Origin of the sequence: Streptomyces camelliae (genome assembly GCF_027625935.1) — a bacterium.
Taxonomy (GTDB): Bacteria; Actinomycetota; Actinomycetes; order Streptomycetales; family Streptomycetaceae; genus Streptomyces; species Streptomyces camelliae.
This window is the reverse complement of the sequence record NZ_CP115300.1, coordinates 235,686-261,305: the sequence shown is the minus strand read 5'-3', so window position 1 is coordinate 261,305 and position 25,620 is coordinate 235,686. Positions and strand designations below refer to the sequence as shown.

General features: G+C 68.8%; 25 protein-coding genes and 2 pseudogenes. 15 read left to right on the top strand and 12 right to left on the bottom strand.

Annotated elements, in window-relative coordinates:
* Positions 1-21: 21 nt before the first annotated feature.
* On the bottom strand, positions 22-270 hold the full coding sequence (locus O1G22_RS01235; RefSeq protein WP_270086288.1) for a poly-gamma-glutamate hydrolase family protein: 249 nt from the start codon (positions 268-270) through the stop codon (positions 22-24).
* 362 nt (positions 271-632) lie between these two features.
* Here O1G22_RS01235 and O1G22_RS01230 point away from each other — a divergent pair, with 362 nt between their 5' ends.
* Entirely contained in the window at positions 633-1,169 is a 537-nt protein-coding gene (locus O1G22_RS01230; protein ID WP_270079544.1) for a DUF4240 domain-containing protein, read from the top strand.
* Between the two features lie 9 nt (positions 1,170-1,178).
* Here O1G22_RS01230 and O1G22_RS44695 read toward each other — a convergent pair whose 3' ends face one another.
* Together O1G22_RS44695 and O1G22_RS01220 are read right to left on the bottom strand one after the other, a co-directional pair.
* A complete protein-coding gene (locus O1G22_RS44695) occupies positions 1,179-1,778 on the bottom strand; it encodes a transposase (protein ID WP_270079543.1) in 600 nt (199 codons plus the stop codon).
* A gap of 4 nt (positions 1,779-1,782) precedes the next feature.
* Positions 1,783-3,891, bottom strand: coding sequence for a WD40 repeat domain-containing protein (locus O1G22_RS01220; protein WP_225101932.1), 2,109 nt, complete (start codon positions 3,889-3,891; stop codon positions 1,783-1,785).
* Positions 3,892-4,335: 444 nt separating this feature from the next.
* On the opposite strand from O1G22_RS01220, the gene O1G22_RS01215 reads away from it, so the two are divergent.
* The 4 genes from O1G22_RS01215 (at position 4,336) to O1G22_RS01200 (ending at position 9,692) form a co-directional block, all read left to right on the top strand.
* Complete coding sequence (locus tag O1G22_RS01215) at positions 4,336-6,303, top strand: WD40 repeat domain-containing protein (protein ID WP_270079542.1); 1,968 nt, start codon at positions 4,336-4,338, stop codon at positions 6,301-6,303.
* A 409-nt stretch (positions 6,304-6,712) separates the two neighbouring features.
* Positions 6,713-8,752, top strand: coding sequence for an outer membrane protein assembly factor BamB family protein (locus tag O1G22_RS01210; protein WP_270079541.1), 2,040 nt, complete (start codon positions 6,713-6,715; stop codon positions 8,750-8,752).
* A 117-nt stretch (positions 8,753-8,869) separates the two neighbouring features.
* On the top strand, positions 8,870-9,061 hold the full coding sequence (locus O1G22_RS01205; RefSeq protein ID WP_270079540.1) for a transposase: 192 nt from the start codon (positions 8,870-8,872) through the stop codon (positions 9,059-9,061).
* Positions 9,006-9,692 carry an IS5 family transposase gene (locus O1G22_RS01200; RefSeq protein ID WP_270079539.1) on the top strand — a complete coding sequence of 229 codons (687 nt, stop codon included), beginning with the start codon at positions 9,006-9,008 and terminating at the stop codon, positions 9,690-9,692. The genes O1G22_RS01205 and O1G22_RS01200 overlap by 56 nt, the downstream gene beginning before the upstream one ends.
* On the opposite strand, the gene O1G22_RS01195 is transcribed toward O1G22_RS01200, so the two are convergent.
* Together O1G22_RS01195 and O1G22_RS01190 are read right to left on the bottom strand one after the other, a co-directional pair.
* Positions 9,661-10,478, bottom strand: a protein-coding gene (locus tag O1G22_RS01195) for an IS5 family transposase (protein ID WP_270079538.1) whose coding sequence is annotated in 2 segments (ribosomal slippage) — positions 9,661-10,127 and positions 10,127-10,478 — 819 coding nt in all. Because the reading frame shifts where the segments join, the coding sequence is not laid out codon by codon here. The genes O1G22_RS01200 and O1G22_RS01195 overlap by 32 nt on opposite strands.
* A 177-nt stretch (positions 10,479-10,655) precedes the next feature.
* Positions 10,656-11,111: a VOC family protein gene (locus O1G22_RS01190; RefSeq protein ID WP_270079537.1), complete on the bottom strand. Its 456-nt coding sequence runs from the start codon at positions 11,109-11,111 to the stop codon at positions 10,656-10,658.
* 133 nt (positions 11,112-11,244) lie between these two features.
* On the opposite strand from O1G22_RS01190, the gene O1G22_RS01185 reads away from it, so the two are divergent.
* From O1G22_RS01185 to O1G22_RS01170, 4 genes and pseudogenes are all read left to right on the top strand, one after another.
* The gene (locus O1G22_RS01185; RefSeq protein ID WP_270079536.1) at positions 11,245-13,038 is read left to right on the top strand and encodes an LPXTG cell wall anchor domain-containing protein; all 1,794 of its coding nucleotides are present in this window, start codon (positions 11,245-11,247) and stop codon (positions 13,036-13,038) included.
* A gap of 496 nt (positions 13,039-13,534) precedes the next feature.
* Positions 13,535-13,660, top strand: a complete 126-nt coding sequence (locus O1G22_RS01180; protein WP_270079535.1) for a hypothetical protein — start codon at positions 13,535-13,537, stop codon at positions 13,658-13,660.
* 462 nt (positions 13,661-14,122) lie between these two features.
* Positions 14,123-14,320 (top strand): annotated as a pseudogene (locus O1G22_RS01175) (fic family toxin-antitoxin system, toxin component); the annotation flags it as partial.
* A 118-nt stretch (positions 14,321-14,438) separates the two neighbouring features.
* On the top strand, positions 14,439-14,660 hold the full coding sequence (locus O1G22_RS01170) for a hypothetical protein (RefSeq protein ID WP_270079534.1): 222 nt from the start codon (positions 14,439-14,441) through the stop codon (positions 14,658-14,660).
* Between the two features lie 70 nt (positions 14,661-14,730).
* Here the strand turns inward: O1G22_RS01170 and O1G22_RS01165 are convergent, their stop codons facing one another.
* Positions 14,731-15,309 (bottom strand): TetR/AcrR family transcriptional regulator, encoded by a 579-nt coding sequence (locus O1G22_RS01165; RefSeq protein WP_270079533.1) that lies wholly within the window; start codon positions 15,307-15,309, stop codon positions 14,731-14,733.
* 91 nt (positions 15,310-15,400) lie between these two features.
* Here O1G22_RS01165 and O1G22_RS01160 point away from each other — a divergent pair, with 91 nt between their 5' ends.
* Both O1G22_RS01160 and O1G22_RS01155 read left to right on the top strand, forming a co-directional pair.
* Positions 15,401-15,847: a DUF1772 domain-containing protein gene (locus tag O1G22_RS01160; protein WP_270079532.1), complete on the top strand. Its 447-nt coding sequence runs from the start codon at positions 15,401-15,403 to the stop codon at positions 15,845-15,847.
* A 212-nt stretch (positions 15,848-16,059) separates the two neighbouring features.
* Complete coding sequence (locus tag O1G22_RS01155; protein ID WP_270079531.1) at positions 16,060-16,485, top strand: DUF4267 domain-containing protein; 426 nt, start codon at positions 16,060-16,062, stop codon at positions 16,483-16,485.
* A 507-nt stretch (positions 16,486-16,992) separates the two neighbouring features.
* Here the strand turns inward: O1G22_RS01155 and O1G22_RS01150 are convergent.
* Entirely contained in the window at positions 16,993-17,226 is a 234-nt protein-coding gene (locus O1G22_RS01150; RefSeq protein WP_270079530.1) for a hypothetical protein, read from the bottom strand.
* A 625-nt stretch (positions 17,227-17,851) separates the two neighbouring features.
* On the opposite strand from O1G22_RS01150, the gene O1G22_RS01145 reads away from it, so the two are divergent.
* Both O1G22_RS01145 and O1G22_RS01140 read left to right on the top strand, forming a co-directional pair.
* Entirely contained in the window at positions 17,852-18,646 is a 795-nt protein-coding gene (locus tag O1G22_RS01145) for an NADP-dependent oxidoreductase (RefSeq protein ID WP_270079529.1), read from the top strand.
* A gap of 132 nt (positions 18,647-18,778) precedes the next feature.
* On the top strand, positions 18,779-18,940 hold the full coding sequence (locus tag O1G22_RS01140) for a hypothetical protein (RefSeq protein ID WP_270079528.1): 162 nt from the start codon (positions 18,779-18,781) through the stop codon (positions 18,938-18,940).
* Positions 18,941-19,357: 417 nt separating this feature from the next.
* Here O1G22_RS01140 and O1G22_RS01135 read toward each other — a convergent pair whose 3' ends face one another.
* Positions 19,358-19,741: a GNAT family N-acetyltransferase gene (locus tag O1G22_RS01135; protein ID WP_270079527.1), complete on the bottom strand. Its 384-nt coding sequence runs from the start codon at positions 19,739-19,741 to the stop codon at positions 19,358-19,360.
* A 110-nt stretch (positions 19,742-19,851) separates the two neighbouring features.
* Here O1G22_RS01135 and O1G22_RS01130 point away from each other — a divergent pair, with 110 nt between their 5' ends.
* Both O1G22_RS01130 and O1G22_RS01125 read left to right on the top strand, forming a co-directional pair.
* The gene (locus O1G22_RS01130; RefSeq protein WP_270079526.1) at positions 19,852-20,145 is read left to right on the top strand and encodes a hypothetical protein; all 294 of its coding nucleotides are present in this window, start codon (positions 19,852-19,854) and stop codon (positions 20,143-20,145) included.
* 273 nt (positions 20,146-20,418) lie between these two features.
* On the top strand, positions 20,419-21,081 hold the full coding sequence (locus O1G22_RS01125) for a class I SAM-dependent methyltransferase (protein WP_270079525.1): 663 nt from the start codon (positions 20,419-20,421) through the stop codon (positions 21,079-21,081).
* Positions 21,082-21,286: 205 nt separating this feature from the next.
* Here the strand turns inward: O1G22_RS01125 and O1G22_RS01120 are convergent, their stop codons facing one another.
* The 4 genes and pseudogenes from O1G22_RS01120 to O1G22_RS01110 form a co-directional block, all read right to left on the bottom strand.
* Positions 21,287-21,586: a Ku family protein gene (locus O1G22_RS01120; protein WP_270079524.1), complete on the bottom strand. Its 300-nt coding sequence runs from the start codon at positions 21,584-21,586 to the stop codon at positions 21,287-21,289.
* 43 nt (positions 21,587-21,629) lie between these two features.
* Positions 21,630-22,010 (bottom strand): annotated as a pseudogene (locus O1G22_RS44690) (Ku protein); the annotation flags it as partial.
* A 924-nt stretch (positions 22,011-22,934) separates the two neighbouring features.
* Positions 22,935-24,209, bottom strand: coding sequence for a glycoside hydrolase family 6 protein (locus O1G22_RS01115; protein ID WP_270079523.1), 1,275 nt, complete (start codon positions 24,207-24,209; stop codon positions 22,935-22,937).
* Positions 24,210-24,377: 168 nt separating this feature from the next.
* On the bottom strand, positions 24,378-25,343 hold the full coding sequence (locus O1G22_RS01110; protein ID WP_270079522.1) for a glycoside hydrolase family 6 protein: 966 nt from the start codon (positions 25,341-25,343) through the stop codon (positions 24,378-24,380).
* Positions 25,344-25,620 lie beyond the last annotated feature (277 nt).

The following is a 25,620-nucleotide window of genomic DNA, read 5'->3' as shown; positions in this document are numbered from 1 at the left end:
GATCCACTTTCGATACACGGCCTAGCGGGAGTCGAGGCCGAGTTCGTGGTTCTTGATCGCCTCGCGGACGGCGCTCACGAAGCTGTTCCAGAAGTGGTCGGCGTAGGGGCTGTCCGGGCTCGGCACGCCGGCTGTCGTCCTGCGCCTGGCCGCGCTGGAGAAGTCACCGAACATCGCCGTGCGCAGCGCGGTGGACAGTTCCATCTGGGCGTCGGCGCCGGTGCGGGTGCGGGTGCGGTTGACGATGTTGGCCGGGTCGTTGCCGTAGATGGGGTCGGTGCCCCTCGCGGAGTCGGTTGATGAGGAGGCCCTGGCAGTACGCAGGGACGCCCAGGTCCTCGGGAATCTCCCCTCGAAGACGCTGGAGGTGCTGTGGGATGCCGGGGCGGATTACCTGCCGAGCTTCGAGCGGCTCGGTGGAGGGAGCGGAGTGGACGCGGACGGTCGTCGACCTGTGTGACGCGCGGCTCTCGGCGAAGGCGGAGGTACGACGCTCACAGGGCAGGAGCACAGACTCTTCGATGAACTGGTCGCCTTTCCGGCCCCGAGCCTGGAGGCGGAGCAGGTGGCAGCGTGATCTCCAACCGTCGGGATCGCTGGGCTGTCAGTACCAGGTGGCATGCTCCGCCACCATGAACAAACAGCAGTTCTGGGAGCTCATCGCGGCAGCCCGCGACCAGGTGATCAACCCGCACGAGAGCGAATCGGTCGCTCGCGAGGCAACCTCGCTGCTGGCCGTCCGGCCAGCCGAGGAGATCGTCGCGGCTCAACAGGTGTTGTGGGACCTGATGGCTGAGTCCTACACCAACCCGCTGTGGGCTGCTGCCTACGTCATCAACGGCGGATGCTCAGACGACGGCTTCGACTACTTCCGCAGCTGGCTGATCGCTCAGGGGCGTGAGGTCTTCGATCGCGTCGTCGCTGATCCTGATGCCCTCGCAGAACTGCCCGTCGTGCAAGCCTCCGTGGCCGACGGCCTCGACCTGGAGGGTGAGGACGTCCTGGGCATCGCCTGGGACGCACACGTCACGGCGACCGGTGATCAGCTCCCTGCAGACGCATTTACCATCCGCTACCCGCAACTGGACCCTGCCTGGGCCTTCGATTTCGACGACTCAGACGAGATGGCGCGCCGTCTGCCGCGTCTGGCTGCCCTCTACCTGGACTAAGCTTGATCATTAACCTCGCTGCTGTTTCAGGCGGACATGTTCGGTGAGGGTTTCGATTCGTTTCACGGTCTTCCCGGGCTCGTGACGTGGGGGTGACCGGCGGTTCTTCGAGCCGGGTGGGTGTCCGGGTCCGGGCTTGGAGGGCCTGGGCACGCTGGCGGGGCGGGTGGTCTTCACGCGGAGGTGGCGGAACCCCCGGCGGACTCGGGCCGGGTGAGCCGACGTGGCTCGCTGGGCCGTCAGGTGAGCGAAGAGGCGCTCGACGATCCACCGGTTGGGCAGCACTACGAAGCCACGCATGTCGTCGCTGCCTTTGACGATCGCCAGGACCAGCGCGAGCGTGGCCAGGCAGTGCTCGACGAGGCTGCCGGTGTAGCCGCCGTCGGCCCAGAGCAGTTCCAGCCGGTGGTGCACATCGGTGACCTGCCCGAGCAGCACCTGGGCAGCGGTGTGGTCGCCGGTGTCCGCGGCGGTGACCATCACGCCCAGCAGCAGGCCGACGGTGTCGACCACGACATGCTGCTTGCGGCCGTTGATCAGCTTGCCGCCATTGAAGCCCTGGCTGTCCGCGTCGATGACGGCGTCCGTACGATCAGAGGTTGAGAACACGCTCTCAGCGGCGATGGGTCAGGACCGCTATGTCCGCGCCGAAACCGACCACCAGCCGCCCGTCGGGCGCCACCGTCAGTCCCCTGATACGGGAAGGAAAGGCGTACGTACCGATCTGCTGCCCCGTGCTTGCGTCCCACATCCACACGGTTCGGTCGCCGCCGGCGACGACGACAGGGCGACCGTCCAGCGTGCCGGTCGCCCCCGCACGCACCTCACTGGTGTGTCCCGTCAGCGGCGGTGCCAGCAGTTCGCCCGTGGCCAGGTCCCAGAGATGGACTCCTTCTGCCCTGAGGCTGGTGAGAATGACGCTGCGGCCTTCGAGCGTCTCCAGGGCCAGGGCGCCTCGTTGCCGCGGCTGCACTCCGATCCATTGGCTCGCGGTCAGGTCCCAGACACGGCCTTCCCCGGTCACAGCGACGAAGCGGCCATCGACTACCCCGAAGAACTCGATGAAGGAGCTGGTGTACTCACTGGTCGACCGTCCGTGCAGCTCTTCCCGGGTGGTCAGGTCCCATATCCGCACCGTCTTGTAGCCGTCGCCGCGCGTGAGGAGGGTGGGCCGTCCGTCCACCGTCCCCGCCGTCAGCAGATCCACGGCAATGGTATGGCCGGTCAGGGGCTCACCGAGCTGTCCCTTGCCGCCGAGGTCCCAGATCCGCACTCCCGCGTCCGAGCCGCCGGTGACGATGACGCAACTGCCGTCCACGACGGCCGTGGTGACCCCTGTCACGGAGCCGGCATGACCAGTCAGCCAGCTACCCGTCTCCTTTTCACCGTCGAGGTCCCAGATCCGAACCGATCTGTCGTCGCCACCGGTGACCGCGAGGTGACGCCTGTTCACCACCGCCGTCGCCGTTCCCCGCACAGCCGCCTCGTGACCCGTCAGCGACGGCCGCAGCTGCCGGAGGGTGGACAGATCCCACACCTCGACCGGCCCATGGGCGTACCCGACGAGGGCGGCGGGGCGGTCGTGGAGCACCCTCACGGCCGCCGTTTCCACGAAGGCCGCAACAGGCTCACCGACCTGCTCGCGCGTGGCCAGGTTCCAGACGTGCACCTCGTAGGCGTTGGCGCTGACGGCCATCGGGCACTCGGACGCCGGATCTGTCACCAGAAAGTGCGCCCTGGCGTTGAGGTCCAGACTGGCGCAGTGCCCTGTCTCCCCGTCGCCGTCACTGCCGCCTTCCGCCGTCCGGTTGTACGCCTGGTCCGCGAACACAGGAGGCTCGTCGTGACGGTCGCCCAGGGCGCCGAACTCCCGTCCCGTGATCAGGTCCCACACTCGGACGTTTTCCTCCCCCGTGATCAGGTCCGTCGCCCCAAGTTCTGTGGAGTGGCTGGTGACAGCGACGGGGCGGCCGTCCAGCACCGCCGTCGCCAGAGCGGACACAAAGCCGGTGTGTATGGTCAACGGCTCACTGTGCTGGGAGAGGGTGGCCAGATCCCACACTCTCACCACGTCGTCGATGCAGGCGCCGACCACGACCGGTCGACCCTCGACCAGTCCCGCGGCCAGCAATTTCACCCAGGAGTCATCGTCGGCGGAGCACGTACCGACCAGTTCTCCCCGCGCCAAGTCCCAGACCCGCATCGTTCGGTCGAAGCCGCCGGTGACAGCGACAGGACGACCGTCCAGCACCGCCGTCGCCAGCGCACGTACGTCGCCGGTGTGAGCGGACACGGCCTTGCCGTATCGGCTGCCCGTGGCCAGATCCCACGCGTGCAGCGTGCCGTCCTCGCAACCGGCGACAGCGATACCACGGCCCTCCACGACCACGGTCGCCAAGACGCCCACCTTGGCCGGCACCGGCAACGCGTACCGCAGCCGGGAGTCCAAGTCGCTGCCCGTCGCCCACTGCACGACCCAGGGGTCATCCATCTCTTGGCGGACTGCAACCTGGGCGATGTTTCTTGCCAGCTCTCGGTTCCCGTACCGGGCGGCGTCCAGCGCCAGTACTTGCCGCCGCACCCCCGCACTGGCGTCACGGTGCACATGCCCCGACGTCCGGTACACAGCAGCCGCCAGGATCTCCTCCTGCCCGGCAGCGCCGTCCAGGCCCGCGAGGACCAGCTCCGGGTCTCCGTGCACCAGCCATCCAGGATCGGTCAACCGGCCACCTGCCGCCGCAACTTCGCGGTCCGGACCGCTGCTTGAGAGTTCACCAGACATAACCGGCATGGTAACCATGCCACCCTCGTCAACGGTCCGGGCACACACGCCGAAGGAACGTCCCGCAGCAACATACGCACTTCCACGCACACCCCCGCCGACGCGGCCCGATGCGACCAGAATGCCAGGTACACGGTCTCCTCGGGGCCCAGACCCAGGGCCGATCGGCTCGTGCACGACGAGCTTCGAAGATTGCTGCGCGGGGCCGGCGGACTCGGTTCGGGCCAAGGGCTCGTCGATCGGATGACGAACCGAGCGAAAGGCTGCCGGACACCAAGCCGCCTCCTGATTGTCAGTGCCGCCTGCGAGACTCGTTCCATGATTCCGAAGCTGCCTTTGGACAGCCCTCGTTGGCGTGGCTTTGACGGTGTGAAGGTCGAGGAGATGCAGGTACTCCTGGCGCAGTTGGCCTCCGCGGCTGCCACCGGGGGCGGCGACGCGTGGCGCCGTACCTGGACGGACCTGTCCGGCGGCCTGATGGATGACGGAGTCGTCGCCGACGGGGCCTATGCGGCCCTGCCGCATCTCGTCGAGGCGGCAGCGGTCCTGCCTCCGGGACAGACCGTGGACTTCTGGGTGGACCTCGGGTTCATGGTGACCGCCGATTACCGGCCCCCCGTCCCGGCCGATCTTGAGGAGGGGTTCGGCGCCGCACTGCGGCTGGCCGAGCGGGCGGCCACCCGAAGCCTCCTCGCCGCTGGTACTCCCGGGCAGGTCTGCGCCCAACTCGCCCTCTCCTGCGTGGCCTTGGCCAGCCACCCCATGGGCGAGGTGCTGGGGCAGTTCCCGGATCTCGGGGACAGCGGCCTGCTGTTGTCGTGTCCCGCTTGCGGAAGCGACACGGAGATCCCCGACTTCTTCGTGGACCCGGCGCGTGCGCCCCTCAAGGCTCCACTGCTGCCCAGCCCCGCCCCTGTCCGGGAGGAAGGGCATCCGTGGGGCGAGGTCGCCGCGGCATTGCGGGAGGAGGCGCTGGGGGAGGGCTGGGAACCCTTCCTGCAGGTGGCACGCGACGTCGCGGTGAGGGGGGTGTCTCCCGAAACACCAGGACAGGCCGTCCTGTGCCTGGTCGCCGGGATGGTTGCGGTCAGGGGCACCCCACAGCGGGCCGCAGGGAAATTGGCCCGCCGACTGATGTCGCTCACCGGGCACTTCCGGTGCTGGGACTGCGAGCGGACGTGGACGATCGCGGACGGCCTGGTGGAGAACCCGGACGGTGCGCTTCCCCAACACGGTCCGGCTGGTGCGCGGACGGACTTTGACGGGTCGACTGCCGCAGCGGAATCAGCGGCGGCCGGACAACCCAGCCGAGCGGCGACCCGATTCCGGCAGGAAGACAACGCGGTGGTCGCGGCCGACGGCACACCCTGGGGTCGTATATCGGTGTTCTCCGATTCCGTGCCCGGTTCGTTGGGGGGTGTCTACGCCCTGGCGGTGGTGTCCCGCCCCGGTGGGCCGAACCTCGTGGCCGGCGCCGGGAACAAGGGCGTGGTGTGCCTGTGGGACGTGACCGACGGCCGGCTCGTCCACGACCCGCTCCCAGGACATCCTGACGCCGTCCGCTCGATGACCACCCTGCTCCTGCCCGACGGCCGCGTCCTTCTGGCAAGCGGAGGCGACAGCGGGACGATCGCCATGTGGAACCCCCTCACCGGGCAGCCGGTTCGCGAACCTGCCGGCGACTGGCCCGGCGGGGTGACCGAAATGTGCACCGCTGTCGTCCCCGACGGCCACACCCTGCTCGTCACCGCCACCCCCAAAGGCGCCGTCCGGATGTGGGAACCGGACAGCGGTGAGTGCGTCAGGCGCCTCAACCCCTACGGCAGTCCGATCCAGTCGGTCACCGCCGTCCCGATCTCCGCCGACCACACGCTGATCGCGGCCGCGGACACCGCGGGCCGCGTTCACGTGTGGGATCCAGCCGTCGACGACCCCTGGGACCGCGGCGCGGCCGTGCAACTGAGCGCACGCGCGCTCGCCGATGCCGACCACCGGGTGGCGGCCGTGGAGGCTGTCTGGACACCCGACCGAACCCTGCTGGCCACAGCAGACAACCTCGGGGTCGTCATGCTCTGGGATCTCTCCACCGGTACCCCCGTAGGCGATGGTCTGCCCAGCTCCACAGGCACCGCCGGCCCGCCGCTCATCACCGCCGCCACCCAGCACGGCGGTCGCACGGTCCTGATCACCGGCACCCGTCACGGTCACCGGCTGCGGGTGTGGGAACCACAGACCGGCGCAGTGCAGCACATCTCCTTGGACGTGTCGCTCACCTGCCTGGCCACCGCGGGCGCGGACCTGATCGTCGGACATGACCGCGGAGTCCTCAGCCTCCCGCTCGGCAGGCAGTGAACATGTTCGGCCACCACCCCGTCCCACCCGTCGCGCGGGGTAACGAGACGGACAGGCGAGAACCTGCACGACGTGCGCGACAGAGCGGCCCGTGGCCGCAACCCTGCAGCCGGTGCCGCCCGCACGGTCGTCCGGCGGCGGGCGGACAAGCCGCGCCGACCGAAGGACGCCGTTCAACAGCCGGCGTGCCAGGAGTTCACCGTCCGCCCCGGTCACGGCCGCTGCCGGAACCCGGGTGCGACGAGCCCGATCGCAGCCAACGCCCGGTGTGGCCAGGTGGATTCACGGTTGCGCGCCTCAAAAACGACATGTCAGAGTTCGGTGCATTGTCGGCTTCCGCAGTGTCGTCACCCGCACGGCGTCAAGCCAACGCCACAGGGCGGACGGTGCAGTGCAGGGAGGGGAAGCGATGACTGGTGTCGAGGTGAGCGACAGAACGCTGTGGAGAGTGCCGGGCGGGGGCGTGCTCTACCACACGCCGGCGATGGCCGACGGCGCCGTCTACGTCCGTGACGAGTTGTTCGATCTGGCAGCAATCGACGCGGATACCGGACAGCGACGCTGGACACTGCACGTCGACGCCGGGATCGAAACATCGCCGGCGGCGGGCGACGGCGGTGTGTACTTCGCCGACACCGTCGGCTGTCTGACGGCGGTGGATGCCGCGAGTGGCGCGGTGCGGTGGAAGTGGAGAGCGGGCCGGTCGAAGATGTCGGCGCCGACGGTGGCCGACCACATCGTGTACTCCGTGTCGCACGACGGCAGGATGTGGGCGGTGGACGGGCTCACCGGCCAACCGGTGTGGAACGTCAAGGTGGCGGACCACCGCACCTCCAACAATCCACCGCCGGCAGTGTCCCAGAGGTTGCTGTACGCGGCCGTGGGAGGCCGCCTGCTGGCCCTGGACACAGCCACCGGAAGCAGGCGATGGGACATCCTCCCCTCCGGCGGCGTGCGGCAGTCGCCGACAGTGACCGGCGGCAGCGTGTATGTGGGCAACGACGAAGGCCTGCTCGCGATGGACGCCGCGACGGGCCAGGAACGCTGGCGGCTGTCCCCCGGAGGAGCGGTGTGGGCGAGCCCCGCAGTGGACGAGGGCATCGCGGTCGTCGGTGTCGTCGGCTGGTATCTGATCGCAGTGGACACCGGGACCGGTCGGGAGAGGTGGCGGCTGAAGACCCGCGGTGAGATCCACGCGACGCCGGCGATCGCCGACGGCACGGTGTACGCGGGCAGCCACGACGGGCGCCTGTGGGCCGTGGACGCGGCCACCGGCGAGACACACTGGAAGGTCAGGACCACCAGGCCGGTGCACTCCACGCCGTTGGTGAGCGGCGGCACGGTGTACATCGACAGCCTCGATGAGCACCTCTACGCCGTACGGGCCCATCGGCAAGGTGAAGCACCCGCCGAGGATCACCGCGCCGCATCCGCCCGTCCGACACCGACGAACGCCCCTTCGGAATCCAGCTCGGCTCCGATCAGCGGCACCGTGCGCTGGCAGGTGCACGCCCGTAACGCGGGAGCTTTCACCGTAGCCGTCGCCGACGGCGTCGTGTACCAGCCCAGCCACCGTGACCTGCTGGCGTTGGACGCCGCCACCGGCCAGGAACGGTGGCGCCTGACGTCCGCCCTCCCGTTCCACTCGTCACCGTTGGTCGTCGACGCCACTCTGTACATCCGCAACGGGAAACACCTGTGGGCCGTGGAAACGGGCACCGGACACGTGCGGTGGAAGCGTGCGACTGACTACGCGGGAGATACCCGGCCGGCGGTGACCGACGGCACGGTGTACCTGGCCGTCGGCGACGGAATGTGGGCGGTGGACGCGGCCACCGGCCGCAGGCGGTGGAAGCAGCGGCTCAGGTCGCGCTACCCGCGCTCCTACGAGGAGTTCACGTCCCCCGCGGTGGCCGACGGCCGGGTCTACGTCTCTCACCCCCGTGACTCCCTGTGGGCGGTGGACGCCGCTACGGGAAGCAAGCTCTGGCAGGTGAAGACCTACGCCTCGCCCTACACCGCACCGGTGGTGGCCGACGGCACCGTCTACGCCGGCCGTGATCATGGCCTGGTCGCGCTGGACGCCGCCACTGGTGAACAGCGGTGGCAGCGGCGCTTCGGCAGTCCGACGTGGTCCACGCCCGCGGTCGTCGACGGGACCGTGTACATGGGCAGCAACGGCTGGTACCTGTGGGCCGTGGACGCGGCCACCGGGGAGGAACGCTGGAAGCAGGAGACCGGACGCGCCCGTGAGTCGTCGGCGGCGGTGGCGGACGGGACCGTGTACATCGGTAGCGAGGACCAGTCGCTCTGGGCGGTGGACGCGGTCACGGGCGAGGAACGCTGGCGTCTGCAGACCGGTGGGGAGGTGCGTGCGACGCCCGTGGTGGCGGACGGGACTGTGTATGTCGGCAGCAAGGACGATTTCCTGTACGCGATTCACACCTGACGCCCCGCGTCCCCTTCCCCCACGGGAAACGCTCACTCGCAGGACGGGGAAAGATCTTCAGCCCTCCGCTAGGCCGTGTATCGAAAGTGGATCTTGGACCGTGAATGATCACGGTTCATGGGTCGGGGAGATCTCACGGACGAGCAGTGGGCGGTGCTGGAGCCGTTGTTGCCGAAGAGCAGGAAGGCGGGTCGGCCGCCCGTCTGGCCTCGGAGGCAGTTGATCGACGGCATACGGTTCCGGGTCCGAACCGGTGTTTCCGTGGCGGGATGTCCCCGCCGTGTATGGACCGTGGGGCCGGGTCTATGACCTGTTCCGCCGATGGCAGCGGAACGGCACTTGGCAGCGGCTCCTCACCCGGCTCCAGTCCCTGGCCGACGCGAAGGGTGCGATCACATGGGACCTGAGCGTCGACTCCACGGTCTGCCGCGCCCATCAGCATGCGGCCGGGGCCCGCAAGCAGGGCGACCTGCAGAAGGAACCACCGGGCGGCATCTTCACCGAGCCCCGTGATCATGGGCTGGGAAGGTCGCGCGGCGGGTTCACCACCAAGCTCCACCTGGCAGTTGAGCAGGGTCAGAAGCCCATGTCGATCGTGGTGACGGCAGGGCAGCGTGGAGACTCGCCGCAGTTCGAACCCGTGCTGGAGAAGGTCCGTGTGCCCCGCATCGGGCCGGGCCGGCCACGCATCCGCCCCGATCGGGTGCGTGCTGACAAGGCGTATGCCTCCCGCAAAAACCGCGTCTACCTGCGCCGCCGCGGGATCCGCTGCACCATCCCGGACAAGGCCGACCAGGCGCGCAACCGCCAGAAGCGCGGCTCCCGCGGCGGCCGGCCACCGCTTTTCGACCCGGCCGACTACCGCGAGCGCCATGCGGTCGAGTGCGGGATCAACCGACTTAGAGGTCCTAACAAATGCGTTGGACGTGTCGGTAGGTGATGAGACATGTAGCGAGCCCGAGGAAGGCTTCATGGATGTCGTCCCGGCGCTCCCACCGGATGCGCAGGAGTCGGAAGCCGTGCAGCCAGGCGATCGTCCGCTCGACGACATACCGGAAGATGCCCAGGCCGGAGCCGTGTGGCTGGCCTCGCCTCGCGATCACGGGACGGATGCCGCGCTGCCACAGCAGGCGCCGGTACTTGTCGTGGTCGTAGCCGCGGTCGGCGAGCAGTGCGTCGGGTCGGCGGCGGGGCCGGCCGACAACCCCGGCGACAGGGGGGATCTTGTCGAGCAGGGGCAGAAGCTGGGTGACGTCGTTGCGGTTGCCGCCGGTCAGCGACACCGCGAGCGGGATGCCCTGGCCGTCGGTGACGACGTGGTGCTTGCTGCCCGGCCGTGCGCGGTCGACCGGGCTGGGACCGCTTTTGGGCCCCTGCGGGCCGCCCGCACATGGGAGGAGTCGATCACCGCCCGCGACCAGTCCAGCTTCTTCGCCGACCGCAGCTTCTTCAACAGCAGCACATGCAGCTGGTCCCACACCCCGGCCTCGTTCCACGCGGCCAGCCGCCGCCAGCAGGTCATGCCCGAACCGAAGCCCAGCTCCTGTGGCAGGTACTCCCACTGAATGCCGGTGTGCAGCACGAACAGGATCCCGCACAATGCCCGCCGGTCCGGCACCCTCGGCCGTCCCTCGACCAGCTTCGGCCCCGGCTTGGGCAGCAACGGCTCGACCAGGGCCCACAGTTCATCCGACACGATCCACGGCCGCGACTGACGATTCCCCACGAGCAGACCAACGAGCGGATAGACCAACAGTCACATGATCAACCACTTCTGTTAGGACCTCTTAAAAGGCACAGGGCAGTGGCCACGAGGTACGACAAGCTCTCCGTCCGCTACGAGGCGACTGTGCTGGTCGCAGCCGTGAACGAGTGGCTGTGACCAGCACCGTCGCAACGGCCCTCAGACGACGTCGAATTCGTTGCCCTCAGGGTCCTGCATGGCGGCGGCGTAGAGCCCCATGTCCTGCTCATCCTTGATCCGCAGCACGGTGGCACCGGCTTTGACCAGCCGTTCCACCGTAGCCCTGACTCGCTGTGTGCGGACGTCCAGTGGGACGTCACGGCCCCCACCGACCTTCAGGTCGAAGTGCCACCGGTTCTTGGCGACCTTCGGCTCCGGAACCTGCTGGAACCACACCCTCGGTCCACGTCCCGCGGGATCGATGATCGACTCCGGAATATCCCCGGCACCGGCCGGCAACTCTGCCTCGGGCACCCCTACCGCCGCCCGGTAAGCACGCCACGTGGCGTGCCCGCCCGGCGGAGGCTCAGGCACGTAGCCCAGGGCCTCGGCCCAGAAAGTCACCATTCTCTGCGGATCGGAGCAGTCGATCGTCAGCTGCACTGTCATCTCCATGCTCGGAGCATCCCAGGCAGGACTGACAGACGATCCACTTTCGATACACGGCCTAGGGGCGCACCAACCACGGCGGGCGCAGTCAGCTGCGCCACCGCCACCCGCAGCCACACACTCCGATCGGGAGCCACACGTGTCACCTGACGACCCGACAACCACCGAGCAGTCGATGCCTCGGGGCCGTACGCACCGCCGTAACCGAACGCGCCGCCGCATTGTCGCGGTCGCGGTCGCGGTACTCGTGGCCGGCGCCGGCGCCGGTGCCCTGGCACTCAGCGCGAACGCCGCGCCGAGCGTCGACATCACGGTGGATGCCGGTACCTCCCTGGGCACGGTGCCCAGCACTGCTGTCGGCCTCAACACGGCCGTCTACGACCCGAACATGAACGACGCCACGGCGTCATCGCTGATGAAGGCCGCCGGAGTCCGGCAGCTGCGCTTCCCCGGCGGCTCGTACGCGGACGCCTACCACTGGAAGACCCACACCCTCACCGACGGCGGCTGGGTCGCGCCCGGCACCGACTTCGACCACTTCATGGCCTCCGCGAAGAGGGTCGGCGCCCAGCCGATCATCACCGCGAACTACGGGTCCGGCACACCGCAGGAGGCCGCCGACTGGGTCAAGTACGCCAACGTCGACAAGGGCTACGGCGTGAAGTACTGGGAGATCGGCAACGAGGTCTCCGGTAACGGGTACTACGGCAGCAAATGGGAGGTCGACAACCACGCCGACAAGAGCCCCACGGCGTACGCGAACAACCTGGTCGCCTACGCGAAGGCCATGAAGGCCGTGGACCCGAAGGTGAAGATCGGAGCGGTGCTCAACACCCCCGGCTACTGGCCGGACGCGGTGAAGGCTCCCGGCGACAACGCCGACTGGAACCACACCGTGCTCTCCATCGCGGGCAAGTCGATCGACTTCGTGATCATCCACTGGTACCCGGGCGGCACCGGCACGGCCGACCTGCTGAACACCCCCGCCAAGATCGCCGGTGCCACTTCCGCGGTGCGCTCGCTGGTCAACACCTACGCGGGTGCCCACGCCGCTTCGGTCGGGATCGCGGTCACCGAGACCGACAGCTCCATGTCGCCGGCCCTCACCAGCCAGGCCGCGGCCCTGTTCGCGTCGGACACGTACATGAGCTGGCTCGAACACGGCGCCGTCAGCGCCGACTGGTGGGACCTGCACAACGGCATGGGCACAGCACCCACCACCGTCAACGGCGAGACCGACTACCTTGACCAGGGCGTGCTCTCCAGCGGAAAGTGCGTCGGCGGGAAATGCGAACCGGCGCGTGAGACGCCCTTCCCCACGTACTGTGGCATCCGCTCGCTGACCGCACTCGCGCAGCCCGGCGACACCATGGTCAAGGCGTCCTCGGCCAACCCGGCGGTCGCCGTGCACGCGGTGCGGAGCAGCAACGGCGGCCTGAACGTCATGCTGATCAACAAGAACCCGCAGAACGCGGCGCAGGTGTCGCTCTCCTACGCCGGATACACCCCGGCCCCAGGGACGGTCAGGACCGTTTCGTACACCAAGGGCGGCACCGCCCTGACCACGGCGACTCGGGGAACAGCGGCCGCACAGACACTGCCCCCGTACTCGATCACGACTCTCCAGCTGAAGCCCTCGTCTGCGACCGTCGGCAATGGCATCCCGTCACCTGCCCCCACTCCGACCGCCGCCACGCCGACGCCCGCTGCGCCGGTTGCCTCCGCCGCAGGCACGATCGGCACCCGAGCGCAGGCGACGGCGGCCGGCGCACCCATCGTCCGGGCGGACCGGAACAGCACGGGCGGCGACCTGGCGGCCACCGGGATGAGCAACGCAGTCACCTACAGCGCCGCCGGCGGCCTGCTGGCCCTCGCTGCAGGCTCCGTGCTGGTGCTTCGCCAACGCCGCAGCAGGACTTCGCACGGCGGGTGAACCCGCCGCGCCGGCGGCCGGTGTCGACGGCACCAGGAAACTGGGCGCGGCGATGACCTTCCTACGCGACCATCTGCGCTGAGCAGCGTGTGCTTGTAGTGGATCGGCTTCGGCTCGTACCTCGTACGGGACTTCCGGTTGTGGGGGTCGAGAGGGGCAAGGCACGTGTGGAGGCCGAGAGGCGCAAGGCACGGTTCCAGGTCGTTCACCCGGCCTGGATCCTGGCTCGGGCGATGCTTCCGTCGCCGTGGTCCACGGAGCGGACGGCGTCGGACCAGCCTGAGGCTCGGGCCTCCAAGCCGCCGGTCGTCCGTCCGCGGCTGCGGTCACCTGCCCGTCGTTCGCAGGCGACCCGGATGTCGTCCGGCTGACCGTATGGTCGTCATTCCCATGTCAGGATGTCCTGTGCCGTCGCAGCAGCTTCAGCAGCACCCGCTCCTACGCCGCCGAAGTCTCCGCCGCGCACAGCCTGGCCCGCGACCCCGCCTCCGCGGGCATGCGCGACGCGAAGATCAGCGAGGCCGGCGGACTGGGGCAGGCCGCCTTCGGCGAGACGGTCCAGGTGCTGCAACCGGCACAGAACGTGGCCTACGTGGTGTGGCGCGGGGGCTCCGGCATCTGAGTACTCACCGTCGCGGAGGCCGGCGGCAAGGCACAAGGCACGGATCGGCTCGCAGAGGTGGCCCGGAAGATCACCCCCGGCTTCCCGGCTGACTCCGCAGACCGCTCGAAGCTGAGTTGCCGCTGCAGGACAGCAAGCTGGTGTCGCAGCGCCAGGATTTCCGCGTCCCTGTCACGGTCGGACATCGGCAGCGGCCGTAGCGCGGTGAAGGCATACGTGACGGTCATACAGGCCCGGGCGAAGTGGCACAACAACCGATCCTGCCGCAGTCGGCGATCATCCCCCCAGCCAGGGTGACCTGCACAGATGCAATAATCGGCGCGCTCAGCCCGGCTGATCGGTGAGGTCCTGCTGGTCCTACCCACCGTATATGGGAGCGGCGTTCCGGAGATGATTTGAGGTGAGTCTCTGACCTGCGGCTTCGCAATTGTCCGCAAGGCCCAGCTCGACGACGGCCGCCCCCTCGGCCGCTGCCGCTGGCTGGAGCGCTCCAACATGGCCGTCGCCGCCGCGACCGGCGTCATGTACCTGGAGGCCTCCGGCATCCCGGCCAAACCCACCCGTGAGGACGCGATCGCACTGCGCGACCTGCTGCGGGATCCCGGCTGCACCGCCACGAGGATCGCTGCCCAGATACGCGCCTGGCCACAAGCCACCTGACCCGCATCAACGCCACCTCGCCACTCACCCGACGATGCAGAGCGCTGCTGCTGGACGTGGAGCCGCAGAGGGGTTGACTCGATCATGAGCCGGAGCGCGTGACCGGGAGGACACCGCCATGACCCGCTCCTACAACGGGACGTACCGCACCCTGCTCGCACTGGCGGTGAACCTGGACATTCGACGGCGCCTGGAAGAGGGCGCCGTCGATGCCCATGCCGCGGCCGCGATGCACGCCGTACGCTTCGCCGCGGCCATCCTCCATCGCGGCTTCCGGGGCGGGTGCCCGTCTGGGGTGCGGGACCCGGCGGTCTGCGGCTGCGTCATGGGGCGTGGGTGACCAGAGGCGATGCCGCGGGCAGGCGGCGGGGTCCGAGGGCCGCGGTTGCGTGTCCGCCGGGATGGTGTGTTCAGAGCACGGCGAGGCGGTCCACCAGCAGTTCCACCCTCTGCTCGGTGTCCTCCGGCGGCAGCCGTCCCGTCCGGGTCAGGGTCGCGATCCCGTGCAGGGACGCCCAGAACACCTCGGTGAACAGCCCCGGGTGGACGCCGTCCCCGGCGACCTCGCCGAGGCACTCCAGCAGGGCGGCGAAGGCGTCCTTGAGAGGTTCCGGGGTGTCCTCCTGTGCGTACGCCAGGCCGCCGTCGAGCTGGAACAGGGCGTCGTAGACCGCCGGGTTGCGCTCGGCGAATTCGAGGTAGCCGCGGGCGAGGGCGGTGACCCGGGCGCGCGGGCCGTCCGCGGCCGCGGTCGCGGCCCGCACCGCGACGGCCAGCTCGGCGGCGCCCTGGAGGGCGACGGCGCCGATGATCTCTCGTTTGCCGCGGAAGTGGCTGTAGAGGACGGGCTGGCTGTATTCGATGCGCTCGGCGAGCCGGCGCGTGGTGACCGCGTCCCAGCCCTGCTGCTCGGCGAGTTCGCGGGCCGTTGCCACGATGAGGCGCTCCCGGCTCGCCCGCTCGCGCTCCTTGCGTTCCTGTACCGACATGGGTCGATCCTAGCACCGCTAGACAATCAAGCGGCAGTAGTACTAGCGTTGCCCCATCGGCTAGCAATGCTAGATCCCAGGAGGGGGCATCATGCTCAGCGCACTTGAGGTGTTCACCATCGTGGTCGTCGGCGTGATGGTGGGGGTGGAGTTCTCCGTCCTCTTCGTCATGAACCGGATCCTCAACGCACTCCCCGGCGACGCCGCCCAGCTCGGCCACGCCCACGGGGGCCGGATGCTCGGCGCCGTGATGCCGTTCTGGTACATCGGCTCACTCGCCCTCGCCGCGGTCTGGGCCGTCGCCGGATGGCACCACCACGGCACCGGCCTCGTCGTCACCGCCGCCGGACTGCTGCTCCTCAGCGTGGTGATGTCGCTCCTGCTGCTCGTCCCGATCAACAACCGGAACAAGACGTGGACCCCGGAGAACCGGCCCGCGGACTGGAAGGAGCAGCTGAAGCGCTGGGAGCGCTGGCACTACGTCCGCGTCGCCGTCATCATCGGCGCCTTCACCCTGCTGGTCGCCGCCCTCACCTGATACCCAAGCTGCCCCGACATGCTGCCCCGGCACGCGCTGGTTCGCCCCAGCATGTCGACAGCTTTCGCTCCGTCGGGGTGAGCCCGGCAGTGCGATCCCGACGAGCTACGCCCCTCGATCAGCCGCGTTCGCGCGGCCTGATCAGGCCCTGCACGACTCGGCAGACTCCACGAAGCTCACCAAGTTGGCGAAGACTCGCAAGGAGAAGAACAATGTCGCTGAAAAAGATCAACACCGTCCTGGCCGCCGCCTTCATCCTCTTCATTCTCTGGTTCGGGACGGAGTTCATCCTGAGCCCGGAGACGACGGCGCCGGGCTTCGGCCTGCCGAGCTGGCCGTCCGGCGACGGCGGCGGCTTCCTGATCATCAAGGGAATCCGTGACGTCGTCCTGGCCCTGGTCCTGGGCGTCCTGCTGGTGACGGGCCACCGTCGGGCGCTGGGCTGGGTGCTGCTGGTGGAGGCCTTCGCCGCGTACGGCGACATGGCCACCGTGCTGGCCCACCACGGCTCCGTGGCTACCGCGCTCGGCGTCCACTGCCTGACCGCGACACTGATGGTGGTCAACGGCCTGCTGATGATGCGCGAGACCCGCAAGGTCGCGGCCGCTCCGGTAAAGCCCGCCCCGCAGCCCGCCTGACGCCGCCTTGGCGCGTGTCGGTATTCGCCTGTCAGTCGTTTGGTGTCCGGGGTTGGTGTGTTCTCACGGAGCGGTTGGATGTCCCGTCTCCGCTGATGTGGTCCGTGTTTCAAGTGATCTGGTCCGATTCGCCTCTTGTCTCGGGTGATCGGGTTCAGCGGCAGAGCTTCGTGATCGTGTCATCGAAGTCGGGGAACTCTCGTGTGGCCTGTTCAATCACGGAAGCTGCCGGTGCGCGGTGGTCCGGTGCGAATCGTTCCGCGATGGTCGTCAGTTCACGATTGGAGTGTGGAGCCCGGTCGGGCTCGTACGAGGTGGCTGCCTCCCAAGGGCCGAAGCCGCCGGCCAGCAACCACAAGAAGGCGCCCACGTCGCGCGCGAGGACGCCGGTCTCCCCTTCGGAGCCGAGGAAGACGACAGGCTGCTCGACCAGTGCCCGGCCTGGGCGGACCAGCCAGTCCCGGAGGTGTTGTTTCAGGCGGACCGTGGGTCGGCTTCCTGGTCTCGCTACCAGTCGCAGTTCGTACCGGTGGGCGGTACGTCGTCGAGGGCGGAGCGGAGCCGTTCCTTGCTGTACCAGGTGCCCCATTTGGACGAGCGCCCGCTCGGCCTGGCCGAAATTCTTCTCGGGACGGGTACCGCCGCTCCCGTGAGTCCGGGAGCCGTCAGGGCGATGGCCGCGCCCAAGAACAACAGGCCGACAGGCATGAAGAGCAGGGGAATCGTTATGAGCCAGCCCATCCTCCAGGACGTCCTCGACCCGATAAAGGCGCAGAACAGCACCATCAGAGGTGCGTAGACGTAGAGGAAGACGAATCCGATGACAAAACCTGCACCCACCGTGCGCCTCCTCGGGACATCTGCCGTGCGAGCGATGGCAGTTCTCTCTGCGAATGCCCGCAGTGGGCTCGCTGCGCAGTCCGACACCGGAAGCATCCCTTCACAGTGCAGACAGGCAAGCCGGCCCATTGGTAGGGCGAGCAGGTCGCAGCGCCTGTTCGAGGCGGGTCCGTACGCCCTGACCCGACCCAAGGTCCAGGTGCAGATCTATTCCACGATTGGCCCAGTCGGTCACTCTGCAAATGGACCACATGTCCGGTCCACTGGCTGCATAGGTTCGACACCGATGCGGCTGACACCACGAGCGACCTGTGTAGGGGATCTTGAGGTCGACACTGGTGCCTGTTTTGGGTCTCCGGCCTGTACCTGCCGGTCGGCCGGACTGAGCGAGAGGACGAAGATCTGCTGTGAAGGCGTGCGGAGTGTCCGGGGCCGAGAAGGAAGTCGTCCTGCTGGAGTTGCCCGAACCGTCGTCTCCGGGGCCCGGTCAGATCCTGGTGTCGGTCGAGGCGGCCGGGGTCGGCCCGTGGGACGAACTGCTGAACGGCGCTGGCTGGGACGTGGGGCTGCGCCCCCGGCGGCGCTGGGAGTGGAGGGCGCGGGCAAGGTGCTGGCCGTCGGCGCGGGTGTCACCGGGTTTGCCGTGGGCGACCGGGTGCTCGCACACGAGGCCCCGCTGCCCGGGGGAAGCGGCTTCTGGGCCGAACGCGTTCTGGTCAACGCGGATCATGCGGCAGCCTGCCCACCCGGGCTGGACGCCGTGCACGCGGCGGCGCTGCCGGTCAACGGGCTCACCGCGTTGCAGGCCCTGGAGAAGCTGGGCCTCGGCCGAGGGCAGCGGCTCCTGATCACCAACGGAGGCGGGGCCACCGGAGCCCTGTCCGTCCAGCTCGCCGCGGCCAGGGGTATCGAGGTGACCGCGACCGCGTCTGCTGCCGCCGCAGAGCGCCTGCTCGGTCTGGGAGCGACGGAGGTCGTCGACCACCACGATGCGAACTGGCCGGCCCAGGTACGCGGCGGGTTCGACGCCGCCCTCATCATCGCCACCGGCGCGGCGGGCGCCGCCCTGCCTTTGGTGCGAGACGGCGGCCGACTGTGCTCCCTGACCTCGGACGCGCCTGCGGAGGAACGAGGCATCACGAGTTGGGACCTCTACGTCGAGCCCAACGCCACGCAGCTTCTCCGGCTGGCGGAGCAGGCCGCCGCGGGAACCTTGAAACTCGCACCGGGACCCCTGCCGCTGAGCGAAGGACCGGCTGCGTTCGCCCGCGTGGTTACCGGACGGGCCGGCGGAAAGAAGATCGTGCTCACCCGAGCATGACCCGACCGGGCACCGCCCGCTCCCGACGCTGGGCCGCAGTGCCCGCGCGAATTCACTCCTGGCCCGTACGTCACCTGCCTGGCGCTGGGCGCTACCGGTGCCCTCTTCACCCGGGGCGGGGACCGTAAGGTCATGGCATCGGGCGCCGACGGCGCGGACATCAAGCAGCGGATCAACCGGGCAATCCACCCGCCGGTCGACGACGCTCAGCAGACCCTGGCCGCCGCCGACCGCGTCTACATCGAACTTCCCTTCTTCCCCCGCGACGAGGAGAGCCCCACACCCGTCGCATGAATCCCCCAGGACGTGGCGGCCCGCCGGACCGTCGCGTCCCCGACTCCCCTCATCGAGCCTGATCGCCGTCAGGCTCGATCAAGGTCATGTTCGAATACGTATGTGCGCCGGCGCTGTCGGAAGTGATGAACAACTGCTGATCTCGTGAACAGAGCCAACGCCACCGCCTCCACCGGACGCCGCGCCCCACAGTGGTCCTGCCGCTGGCCCGGATGTCCCTACCGGCGCACATCTGCCTCAGCCCCGCGGCCACCGACAACGCGTGCGAGCACGAGGACCGCATCGCGCCCGCCCACATCAAGGGGCCCGCCGACAAGCCGCTCAAGGTCGGCGAGACCGTGCACCCTCTGGGACCACCAGCCAGAGGACGACTGACCAGAAGCAAGACCAATCTCACCGGGATCTCCTGTACCTCAACTACTCACACCCGAAGAGGCCCACGAGTTCATGCAAACTGAAGCGTTCTCGGTGGGAACTCAAGGGTCCGTCATCATGCTCCACAGAGTTGGTTCCGTGGGTTCGAGTCCGAGTCGCGGCTATGCCGTTCCTAGGTCCCTGGACGGGCAAGACGAGGGTCGTCAACGTGGCCGGCATCAAGTGCTTCCCGATCCCTGTGCCCTCGACCTTGGGCATCGCGTAAAGCGTGCCGATTTCCGCGACGGCAGGGGCCTCCTGGGATGGGCCGAAACCTGCGAATCCGACGATGCCCGCTTCGGTTTCGGCTACCAGTACTCCCGACGATGGCCATTTCAGGCTGTATTCCCTGCTGGCCAGGTGTGGGGTAGAGCCGCTGGTGCTCACGGGTGACGTCGTAGATGACGTCGGGGAAGTCGTTGTAGCCGGTCGACCCGGGCTCGGCGAGCGTCGTCCGAGACGCGCATGGGAATCCTTGCAGTGACAGGATCGGTGCTATGGGCACCGAGACTGGTTGGGTGTACCGGGTGTTCGAGCCGCACGGCTCGGAGGGATGGCGCCCCTACGGCAGCGACCCTGAACGGTGGCGGGGTACGATCACAGCCGATGATTCGGGCGAGGGCGCCCGTTACGTCGTCGCCCTCGTGGTCACCGACCTGATGAGCGAGTGGAAGGTGCGCGGCTTTCCGCGGGCGAAGCACGTGCGGGTCTTCCTCTGGCGCGGCGAGGAGGGCGACGAGGCGGACGCGGACATCATCGTGGAGGTCCGGCCGAGGATCCAGGCTGAGTGACCGCCGACCGGCACATCCGCGCACAGGCGGGATATCGGCCCGGGGCATGGGATAGGTCGAGACCGCGGTGGCCAACTTTCTCTGAGAAATATGGCCAACCACAGTTGAGCACCGGCCCATCACCAGCAGACTTCCCGTCGTCTCCGGCCAGCTATCGCTGGAGGTCACACCTGTTCGAACAGTGCGGTGTGATCGAGCACGACAGTTGGCCAGTAACGTGATCAGCAACGTCCGTGGCGTGCGGGACCGAGCTGACCTGGGAGAAGAGGATCCGTGGCGGAGGAGAAGGACCTGGGTGAGGCCCAGCGCGTGCACTGGCAGGACACGTACGCCGCTCATCCGGGGATGTACGGCGAGCATCCGTCCGCGCCCGCCGTCCACGCCGCCCGCGTGTTCCACGCGTCTGGAGCGAGGGACGTACTGGAACTCGGTGCCGGTCATGGCCGTGACGCACTCTTTCTCGCCCGCGAGGGCTTCACGGTGCAGGCCACCGACTTCAGTGCCACCGGCCTTGAGCAGCTGCGCGCTGCCGCCCGGGCCCAAGGCGCCGCCGAGCGGGTGACGACCCTCGTGCACGACGTCCGGGACCCGCTGCCCCTGTCGGACGCCTCGGTGGACGCGGTCTTCGCGCACATGCTGCTATGCATGGCGCTGTCCACCTCGGAGATCCACACCCTTGTCGGCGAGGTGCGCCGCGTGCTGCGACCAGGGGGAGTATTCGTCTACACGGTGCGTCACACCGGCGACGCCCACTACGGCGCCGGCACCGCGCACAGCGACGACATCTGGGAGCACGGAGGCTTCGCCGTGCACTTCTTCCCGCGCGACCTGGTCAACGCGCTCGCTGAAGGGTGGGTCCTGGAAGAAGTCTTCGCCTTCGAGGAGGGAGACCTCCCCCGCCGCCTGTGGCGCATCACCCAGACGCTCCCTCGGTGAGCTCGGGCCTGGCAAACTAGCGTGCTCAAGGTGGCCAACTGGCGCGTGCTCAGTCACGTGCGTGCCCGTCCTACCCCGGCCCCGCACGCTGGAGACTGGCTCGTCCTCAGCCTGGACGGGGTCCGACAGCAGATCGCCGCGCCGATCAGGTCGAGGCAATGCATGCTGCGCGGCCGGGACGCGGCAGGTGGGCAGCAACGCGCGGCTAGCCCTCGTCGCGGGCGGCCTTCGCCTTGCCGACGGACTCGCGAAGAGCTGCCATCAAGTCCACAACCCTCGTCGGTCGCGCTGGTTCCGGCGTCTCGGGCAACTCCAGGTGCTCGCGCTTCGCCTTGATGACCGCCTCCACCGCCTCCCGGTAGTGGTCACGGAACTCGCCACCCTCCACCTCGTCCACCGTCAGCGCTTCGATGAGCCGGTCGGCTTCTTCCAGTTCCTCCTCGGTGACTGTGGCCGGAGCGGCCCGCGCACTCGCAGCAGCACAAGCCGCTCGCGGCCGTGCCATGCCATCCTTGCGACCGCCAGGCGCGAGGACCGGCCAGCGCGCGCTGGAGCAGTATGTACGCCTTGACCGCGACCTGGCTCTCCGGCCGCACGTAGTGGCCGGGCCCGATCCGCATCGGGTCGACTGAGGTCATAGACACGAAGCCCTCGATCTCGATCGCTCGGGCCGTCGGCAACGGCAGGTGGGACAGGTCCTCGTCTGTAACCGGGATGACCCGGCCGTCGGCCAGCTCGTACCCGCGGCCGATTTCTGACGAGGTGATCGGTCGATCTTCTATCTGGCACCGGTACTGGTTACGCACCAGGCCCATGTCCGTGGGGTGGATGCGCCGGAAGTGGACGGAACGATCTTGGGTAGCGGAGACCATGGTCACCGGCAGCGTGACCAGACCAAAAGAGATGGCCCCCGACCATAGCGCCGGCATCATGGACCTCCGCGGCAGCTCCGACCACCACCAGCCTACGGACGGCACAGGCGGCACACGAGTGACGTCATTGTCAGTGGCAGCGCCCTGATGGGGCGCGTGACGATGACGAACTATGCGCTGCCCCGCGGTAGCGCGCCCTTCTGACAGCCCTCTCCCGCATGCGCGCGCATGATCCACGTGTTGCACCGCCGGTGGCACTTCACCGTCAACGGCGTCGCGTCATCCGCCCACGCCGGCGGCCGGGGCAGAACGATTGGGCTTCTCGCCGAACTGAGCGCCGACCCCGTCCGGTACAGCCCGTCCAGGGGTTACGTTGCTGACTGCTCTGCTCGGGGCTGCCACGGTCCTGTCGATGGCATGGCTGACTTTCCTGGTAGGCGCGGTCGCACTGTGGGGTGCGGCGGAAGGGGCGGCCGTCGGGGGTCTTCTCACGGGGTACGCGGCGGGCGTGGCCGGCGGTGCCGCACTGCTCGCCGCGCTCGACTTTGTGCCCGGGGTGCGTCGCATGACGCCGGCCGGACGTCGGCTGTTGCTGACTGCGGTGGCGTGCCCTGTCCCACTCGTTGACGGTGTGCATGGACAGCAGCAGGCGGCACGGGTAGACCAGGGACACGGTGTCCCGGCACGGTCGTTGGTTTTCGACACACAATCCCAACATCCGCCGGGGGCACCGCAGTTACGCTCCCAGCCGCTGTGCGCTCCCGGTCACGGGCGGGCGGTGAACTTCCCGTGGGGCCGTTTGCGTAGCCGGCCGCGCTCGGCCAGCTTCCTCATCTTCCCGGCAGCGGTTCCAGCTTGCCCCGCACCCCGGCGTCGCTGAACCAGTTCTCACTCTTCTTCCAGGACCGGCTCAACGCCAGGTGAACCCCAAGGACTTACACAAAGTCACTGACACGTCCCGTGCGGGGCGCCCGACCGGGCTCAGGGGTTGAACGTCAGTCGCGGTACCGCGTTGCGGGCCAGTGCGTGGGCCTGGTCGGGCCACCAGGCGCCGGCGGGCGGGTCGACGATGCCGTACTCGGGGTCGATCGTGCCGCCGGTGCTCCGCGTGCAGCTACCGTCGGATTCACCGGGGGTCTTGATCCACAGGTAGGCGTCGACGAGTGGGACGCCGGTGTCGGCGGTGGGGCGTGGGCCGAGACCGCGGCCGGGCGCGTTGCACCAGACCTCCGGGTCCCCGCTGTACTTGCCCGGCGGCGGGGTCCAGGCGCCCCGACCGTTGCGGCTGGTGTCGATCACGAAGTGGCGCAGCTCGTCGGTCGGCGGGGTGCCCACGTTCTGGTCGAACCAGGCGTCGGTCCACCGCCAGGTGGTGGGGTCCGTGGGGGAGACGGCGTCGCCGGGGGCGCCGTCGTTGGGGGCGGCGGACGAGTAGTACTGGCTGGCGCACCAGTCGGTGTGCCCGCGCGCCTGCTCGGGGCCCTCGGTGGCGTACCAGAGGCACTTGGCGATCCAGGTGCCGTATCTGGCGTTGTGGTCGGTGGGGTGGTTGTTGGACACGTTCAGGGCGAATCCGTCACCGTACTGGACCCCGGCGTCCTGCAGTCGCTGGGCGATGTCACCGACAGACCGCCACTGTACGTTGCCGGCGTCCAGGTACACCGCGGTGCGCGGCCGGGCTTTCAGGGTCTTGACGGCGTATGCGAGGTCGGCGATGCGGGCGGCCGTGAGTTCGCCGGTCGGGTCGGTGGTGGGCCCGCAGTCCCGGGGAAGGTTGGCCAGGCCGTCGGGTTCCACGACGATCACCGCGTCGTCGTCGCCGACGCCGGTGGCGAAGGCGTCGATCCACTGGCGGTAGGCGGCGGAGGATGCAGCCCCGCCGCTTGAGTACTGGGAGCAGTCCCGGCCGGGTATGTCGTAGGCGACCAGGACGGGGGTCCGGCCGACGGTCCGGGCCCGGTGGACGAGCTTGTGCACCTTGACGCGTACCTCGTCGGGCGTACCCTCGGTGAACCATTCGGCCTGCGGCCAGCTCGCGAGTCTGGCCATGTTCGTGGCGTCCTCGATGTCGCCGTTCCTGAAGTCGACGAGGGCCTGTTTCGCCGCCTTGCTGTGCGGGTCAACATAGAACTTCGTGGCCGGGGTGATCACGTCCTGCGTGGGCGTGGCCTGAGCCTGTGTCGCGGTGAAGGCGGCGCACAGGGCGAGCGCCGCGATGACGGCGGCCGCGCGGCGCCGGGGGCTGTGTGACTTCATGGCTGCTCCTGGGCGGTGGATGGATGGGGGAGCGTCTGTCAACGGGGCGGGCTGTCGACCGCCTGAGTGGAAGGCGGTGCGCGGTGGACCCGGCCGGGCTGTGGCGGACGGCGCCCGTGGCCGTGTGGCGGGGCAGGGTCGGACGCACAAGGTCAAAGTGATCCGGGATCAGTAGCCGTAGATCATCTTGTAGGCGACCTCGGGGAGGAACTGTCCCGCCGAGGAGCCGGCTCCGACGCCGCAGTTGCCGTCGGACTCGCCCGGGGTCTTGATCCACAGGAGCATCTCGGCGCCTCCGCCCATCTGGGTCGGGGTGCCGATGCGGCGGCCCGAGGGGTTGCACCACTGGCCGTTGGAGCCGTTGCCGTTGCGGCTGGTGTCCACGACGAACGGCTTGGTGTAGCCGTAGCGGGTCCGCAACTCGCTGTTGACGGCGCCGGCGTAGGCGATGTTCTCGGCCGTGGTGTAGTAGTTCGAGATGTTGAGCGAGAAGCCGTGGGCTTGGCGGAGGCCGGCTTCGTGGAGGCGCTGGGCCATGGTCGCCGGGCTCGCCCAGCCCGGGTTGCCGGCGTCGAGGTAGACCCAGGTGTCGGGCGCCCGGCGGTTGAACTGCGTGAGGGCGCCGGTGATCATGCCTTCGCGTTCGGCTATCTGAGCCTGGGTCATGCAGCCGTAGTCCGCGAGGGAGTCCGGTTCGAGGAGGACGACTGCCGGGCGGTCGGCGATACCGCCGGCGAACTGGGCGATCCAGCTCGCGTAGGCGGACGGCGAGGCGGCTCCGCCGGCAGAGTGTCCGCCGCAGTAGTCGCGGTTGTAGATGTTGTACGCGACGAGGAGGGGCAGCTTGTGCCGGGAGGCCGCCGCGCCCGCGTAGGAGCCCGTGGCGGTGCCGATGGTGCCGCTCCAGGAGCCGAACCAGTGGGCCATCGGGGTGTCGGCGATGGAGGCGTTGATCGCGGACGCCCGGCCGTCGCCGGGGTTGGCGGCCACCCACCGTTTCGCGCTGGAGTCGGGGTCCACATAGAACCCGCTGGTCATGGTGGTCGGGTCGGCTGCGTGGGCGGACGGTGCGACGGCGAGCGCCAGCGGCAGGGCGAAGAACGAGGCCACGAGGGCGCGGAGTCTGTGGCGCATGGCTGTACCTCGGTTTCCTGACAGGATGCGCCGCCCGCTCTCGTCCGGAAGCGTGCGACGCGCTGAGGAAGTACGGTTTATATATGGGAGCGCTCCCATTTGGAAGCGCTCCCAAGCGGTCGGGGGAGTTGGGATGTGGCCGGTATCCTGTGATGAGCTGTTCCAGCTGTCAAGGGAGTCGTGCAATCCTCCCTTCACATGGCGGAAAAGAGACTCTGAGTCTCATAATTGGAAGCGGTACCAGCCTGCTTGCCGTTCCGGCCGAGAGGGAGAGGCA

Bases quoted from the DNA above. Each gene is read 5' to 3' on its own strand.
- O1G22_RS01230 (WP_270079544.1), top strand. From the start codon at position 633: ATGAACAAACAGCAGTTCTGGGAGCTCATCGCGGCAGCCCGCGACCAG.
- O1G22_RS01215 (WP_270079542.1), top strand. From the start codon at position 4,336: ATGCAGGTACTCCTGGCGCAGTTGGCCTCCGCGGCTGCCACCGGGGGC.
- O1G22_RS01210 (WP_270079541.1), top strand. From the start codon at position 6,713: ATGACTGGTGTCGAGGTGAGCGACAGAACGCTGTGGAGAGTGCCGGGC.
- O1G22_RS01205 (WP_270079540.1), top strand. From the start codon at position 8,870: ATGGGTCGGGGAGATCTCACGGACGAGCAGTGGGCGGTGCTGGAGCCG.
- O1G22_RS01190 (WP_270079537.1), bottom strand. From the start codon at position 11,111: ATGGAGATGACAGTGCAGCTGACGATCGACTGCTCCGATCCGCAGAGA.
- O1G22_RS01180 (WP_270079535.1), top strand. From the start codon at position 13,535: ATGCGCGACGCGAAGATCAGCGAGGCCGGCGGACTGGGGCAGGCCGCC.
- O1G22_RS01170 (WP_270079534.1), top strand. From the start codon at position 14,439: ATGACCCGCTCCTACAACGGGACGTACCGCACCCTGCTCGCACTGGCG.
- O1G22_RS01165 (WP_270079533.1), bottom strand. From the start codon at position 15,309: ATGTCGGTACAGGAACGCAAGGAGCGCGAGCGGGCGAGCCGGGAGCGC.
- O1G22_RS01160 (WP_270079532.1), top strand. From the start codon at position 15,401: ATGCTCAGCGCACTTGAGGTGTTCACCATCGTGGTCGTCGGCGTGATG.
- O1G22_RS01155 (WP_270079531.1), top strand. From the start codon at position 16,060: ATGTCGCTGAAAAAGATCAACACCGTCCTGGCCGCCGCCTTCATCCTC.
- O1G22_RS01150 (WP_270079530.1), bottom strand. From the start codon at position 17,226: ATGGGCTGGCTCATAACGATTCCCCTGCTCTTCATGCCTGTCGGCCTG.
- O1G22_RS01140 (WP_270079528.1), top strand. From the start codon at position 18,779: ATGGCATCGGGCGCCGACGGCGCGGACATCAAGCAGCGGATCAACCGG.
- O1G22_RS01130 (WP_270079526.1), top strand. From the start codon at position 19,852: ATGGGCACCGAGACTGGTTGGGTGTACCGGGTGTTCGAGCCGCACGGC.
- O1G22_RS01120 (WP_270079524.1), bottom strand. From the start codon at position 21,586: ATGGCACGGCCGCGAGCGGCTTGTGCTGCTGCGAGTGCGCGGGCCGCT.
- O1G22_RS01115 (WP_270079523.1), bottom strand. From the start codon at position 24,209: ATGAAGTCACACAGCCCCCGGCGCCGCGCGGCCGCCGTCATCGCGGCG.
- O1G22_RS01110 (WP_270079522.1), bottom strand. From the start codon at position 25,343: ATGCGCCACAGACTCCGCGCCCTCGTGGCCTCGTTCTTCGCCCTGCCG.